Genomic DNA, 4264 nt, shown 5'->3' on the forward strand with positions numbered 1-4264 from the left:
TCCAGCTGAGCTAAGGATGCATCGTAGTTTTTTCTAGCAACTCATATTGCAATTGGCAATCTGAGTAATAAGATGGTGCATCCTGGAGGATTCGAACCTCCGACCGCTCGGTTCGTAGCCGAGTACTCTATCCAGCTGAGCTAAGGATGCGCCGTTTTAATACTTTACTCTTTTAATGCAAATTATTCACCATTTGCACCAAAATAAAAACCCCATACGTTAATCATGGGGTTGGAATATGGTGCATCCTGGAGGATTCGAACCTCCGACCGCTCGGTTCGTAGCCGAGTACTCTATCCAGCTGAGCTAAGGATGCAAATCTAAATGGCGGTGAGAGAGGGATTCGAACCCTCGATGCAGCTTTTGACCGCATACTCCCTTAGCAGGGGAGCGCCTTCAGCCTCTCGGCCATCTCACCATATTTAGAACCACTCGAAGAAGTTCCTACTGAACATCTCGTCTCTGTGTGGCGCACATATTACTTTCTCAGCCTAAGAAGTCAAACAATTTTTCTCAACTTTTTACGAATATACGTTTGTTTGAACACTTCACAAACAAACTGATGCGTTTATCATCAAGATTAGCTAAAAAAAGTGCTAAACACAATGATATCGCTGATGAAAAATCATTCAAGTATTTTATTCTCTTAGTAAATAAATTTATTCGCACATCAAATAATTATGAAGCGAATGATTAGAGGTAAAAAGACTTTCAATTCTGTCAATCAGAATAAACGGATAGTGTAATAATAAATACAGCTCAAGAAGAGCAAAGATAGGAACAAAGAAGGGAATCAAAAGTCTTATAAAGAGAAAAGCGCCCAAACCCGGCAAAAGTGTGGACGCTTACGAATGAATTGTAACTAACTAAAAAATAGGAATGGGTTTAGTAGTTATCAGTAGGCTGAGTTTTCTCGGCCTGAATTCGTTGATAGATCTCTTCACGATGGACAGATACTTCTTTGGGTGCATTTACGCCAATCCGTACCTGATTACCTTTAACCCCTAAAACGGTTACGGTCACATCATCGCCTATCATAAGCGTTTCACCAACTCGACGAGTTAGAATAAGCATTCTTTGCTCCTTGAAAATTTACAAGAGTCGGGTCTCTAGAATTTCCCGGCCATTATCCATCATACATTGTCAATTCGTATAATCATTTTTTATCACAAGTAACCTATACTTCATAACAAAATATAAATTTAGCGATTGATTATTTAACGGATTATCAACATCTCTATAAGGCGCTATCCTTATACAAACAGGGATAGCGCCTTTTTTCAGGTTGTGATCGCTTACAAATGCGATTCAACCCACTCGTCAACACTTGCCAAAGCTACTGGTAAGGCTTCTACGTCAGTACCACCCGCTTGAGCCATATCAGGGCGACCGCCACCTTTACCGCCAATTTGCTGTGCTACAAAACTAATTAGCTCACCAGCTTTAACTTTAGCAGTTAAATCTTTAGTGACCCCAACAATTAAGCTCACTTTACCATCAGAAATAGTAGAAAGCACAATAATTGCAGAACCTAATTGATTTTTTAAATCATCAACCATTGTTCTTAACATTTTTGGCTCAACACCATTAAGCTCACGAACTAAAAGTTTGATACCTTTCACGTTTTTAGCTTGGCTACCTAAAGAAGAACTCTCTTGGGCAGCTTGCTGATCTTTTAGTTGTTGGAGTTCTTTTTCCAATAAACGATATTTTTCTTGGACTGTTTTGATTCTTTCGACCAAGTTTGTACCATCACTTTTTAGAACTTGTGCAACTAGAGAGATAAGATCTGATTGTTCATGGACACTCTCAATTGCCGCAATACCGGTAATCGCCTCAATACGGCGAATACCCGCAGCCGTACCTGACTCACTGACAATGCGGAATAAACCAATATCACCCGTTCTAGAAGCGTGGGTACCACCACAAAGCTCAGTGGAGAAGTCACCCATTGTTAAAACACGAACACGTTCGTCGTATTTCTCACCAAAGAGCGCCATCGCACCTTTTTCTTTCGCATCTTCAAGATCCATTAACTCAGTAATAACGGGTGAGTTAAGACGGATTTGCGCATTTACAATATCTTCAATTTCTCGTAATTGTTCTGGTTTAACGGCTTCAAAATGAGAAAAATCAAAACGCAAATATTTATCGTTAACTAAGGAACCTTTTTGGGTCACATGCGTACCCAGAACTTGGCGCAATGCTGCGTGCAATAAGTGCGTCGCCGAGTGATTTAAACGGATAGCATCACGACGAGCAATATCAATAGTGGCATTGATTTTATGGTTAACAATAAATGACCCTACGTTAACTTTACCAATATGACCAATAGCTTTACCGTATTTTTGCGTATCTGTGACTTCAAACAGGCTATTTTTACCTGTCAGAACACCTTTATCACCAACTTGACCACCAGACTCTGCATAAAATGCGGTTTTATTTAAGAAGATAATACCTTCTTCGCCCGCTTTTAATTCAGTGACTGATTGTCCATTATGGAAAATAGCGGTAATAGTGCCCTGCTGTTCATTATGCTCATAGCCAGAGAACTCACTGCGGCTATCCACTTTGATTAGACTATTATAGTCAGTACCAAAGCCGCTAGATTCACGAGCACGTTTACGTTGCTCTTCCATCGCGACGTCGAAACCCTTTTCATCAACCTTGATATTTCTTTCACGGCAAACATCAGCAGTTAAATCGAGAGGGAAACCATATGTATCATAAAGACGGAAAGCGGTTTCTCCCGGAAGAACGTCATCTGTTAATTGAGCAAGCTCTTCATCTAATAATTGAAGACCACGTTCTAATGTACGAGCAAATTGCTCTTCTTCCGTTTTTAATACTTTTTCAACGATAGCTTGTTGACGTTTTAATTCTTCACCCGCTTCTGCCATAACATCAATTAATGGAGCGACTAACTTATAGAAGAAGGTATCTTTTGCACCAAGCATATAGCCATGGCGTACTGCACGACGAATAATACGACGTAGAACATAACCTCGACCTTCATTAGAAGGGATAACACCATCGCAAATAAGGAATGAACAAGAACGAATATGGTCGGCAATAACGCGTAAGGATTTATTCTCTAAATCCGTTGCATTAGTCGCCTGTGCAACAGATTTAATTAAAGAACGGAATAAATCAATGTCATAGTTAGAGTTAACATGTTGTAAAACAGCGGTAATACGCTCTAACCCCATTCCAGTATCAACAGAAGGTTTTGGTAAGGGATCCATTGTACCGTCTGACTTACGGTTAAATTGCATGAAGACGATGTTCCAAATTTCAATATAGCGATCGCCGTCTTCTTCTGGTGATCCTGGAGGCCCGCCCCAAATGTGGTCACCATGATCATAAAATATTTCAGTACAAGGTCCACAAGGGCCTGTATCCCCCATTTGCCAGAAGTTATCTGATGCAAATGGTGCGCCTTTGTTATCACCAATACGGATTATTCTTTCTGCTGGAATACCAATTTCTTTATTCCAGATATCATAAGCTTCATCATCTGTGGCATATACCGTTACCCAAAGTCTTTCTTTAGGTAAGTTAAACCACTCTTTGCCTGTTAATAATTCCCAAGCAAAGTTGATTGCATCATGTTTGAAGTAGTCACCAAAGCTGAAATTACCTAGCATTTCAAAAAAGGTATGGTGACGAGCGGTATAACCCACATTTTCTAAATCGTTATGTTTACCACCTGCGCGCACACAGCGTTGCGCGGTTGTCGCTCGGGAATAAGGTCTATTATCCAATCCAAGAAATACATCTTTGAATTGGTTCATCCCTGCGTTTGTAAACAGCAATGTTGGATCGTTATTTGGAACCAAAGAACTGCTAGGTACTATTTGATGTCCTTTAGTATGAAAAAAGTCGAGAAACGCCTGACGGATCTCAGCGGTGCTTTTGCTCATAATTATCCCGAAATCAAGCTGGAAAAACAGAAATTAGAAATCTAGTTAGAGGAGGTTTATTGTTACCTCTACTTAGCCAACGAATACATAAGTAGGGATAAGATAGAATTTCTTCTGCCAGAAGTAAAACCCCCGATAAACTTATTCGTGTTGACATTGTAAATCGTCTAGTTTTTTTCTGAAAGTGGGATTGTTATTTGAGGATGGGACTTTTCTCTATTTAAGAGCAATTATCTTAGAAAATGTTATCAATTTAAAGTATTTTCATTTTGTAATTATTAAAAAGTATTTGTTATTACTGATTTTTTGCAAGATTACTCTCTATACGTTTCTTTTCTCTG

Annotated in this window: 2 protein-coding genes and 3 tRNA genes; all 5 read right to left on the reverse strand. The window is 39.4% G+C overall.

Annotation, left to right across the window (positions count from 1 at the left end; translation table 11 throughout):
- Positions 1 to 73: 73 nt before the first annotated feature.
- A tRNA-Arg gene (locus tag BHE89_RS10660) sits at positions 74 to 150 on the reverse strand.
- Between the two features lie 89 nt (positions 151 to 239).
- Positions 240 to 316, reverse strand: a tRNA-Arg gene (locus BHE89_RS10665).
- Positions 317 to 325: 9 nt separating this feature from the next.
- Positions 326 to 418: transfer RNA gene (locus BHE89_RS10670), tRNA-Ser, on the reverse strand.
- A 467-nt stretch (positions 419 to 885) separates the two neighbouring features.
- Positions 886 to 1074, reverse strand: a complete 189-nt coding sequence (csrA, locus tag BHE89_RS10675) for a carbon storage regulator CsrA (RefSeq protein WP_004244778.1) — start codon at positions 1072 to 1074, stop codon at positions 886 to 888.
- Between the two features lie 221 nt (positions 1075 to 1295).
- Positions 1296 to 3923, reverse strand: a complete 2628-nt coding sequence (gene alaS, locus BHE89_RS10680) for an alanine--tRNA ligase (protein WP_069367092.1) — start codon at positions 3921 to 3923, stop codon at positions 1296 to 1298.
- Positions 3924 to 4264 lie beyond the last annotated feature (341 nt).

This window comes from Shigella sp. FC1967, from assembly GCF_001743005.1.
Classification (GTDB): domain Bacteria; phylum Pseudomonadota; class Gammaproteobacteria; order Enterobacterales; family Enterobacteriaceae; genus Proteus.